At 75.4% G+C, this 260-nt stretch carries 1 pseudogene; it reads left to right on the top strand.

Features of this window, described 5'->3' with window-relative positions:
- Positions 1–40 precede the first annotated feature (40 nt).
- Positions 41–260, top strand: a pseudogene (locus tag B2J89_RS22240) (hypothetical protein); the annotation flags it as partial.

Below are 260 nucleotides of genomic sequence, written 5' to 3'. Positions count from 1 at the left end.
GAGCCCAAGTGCGTGACGGGGTGACCTGGAAAGGGCAGCCATGACGACCTCGAGAACTCTGCAGTGGATCGGTGCCGTGGCGGCCGCGCTGGGGCTGGCGGCGTGCGGCGGGGGCGGCACGCCCGAGCCGGCCACGGCGTTTGTGCCATCGGCCGACCGCATCGAGCCGTTTGACCCCGCGGTGGGCCGCACCCGCAAGGCGCTTGCAGCCGCGGAGCTTGCGCCCCTGCCGGCGCTGGCGGCGGCGTCCGTGCGGCTCG

The sequence above is a fragment of the Acidovorax sp. SRB_24 genome, from assembly GCF_012931925.1.
Note: the sequence above shows the minus strand (reverse complement) of the source record. Positions and strands in the feature narration are given on the sequence as shown.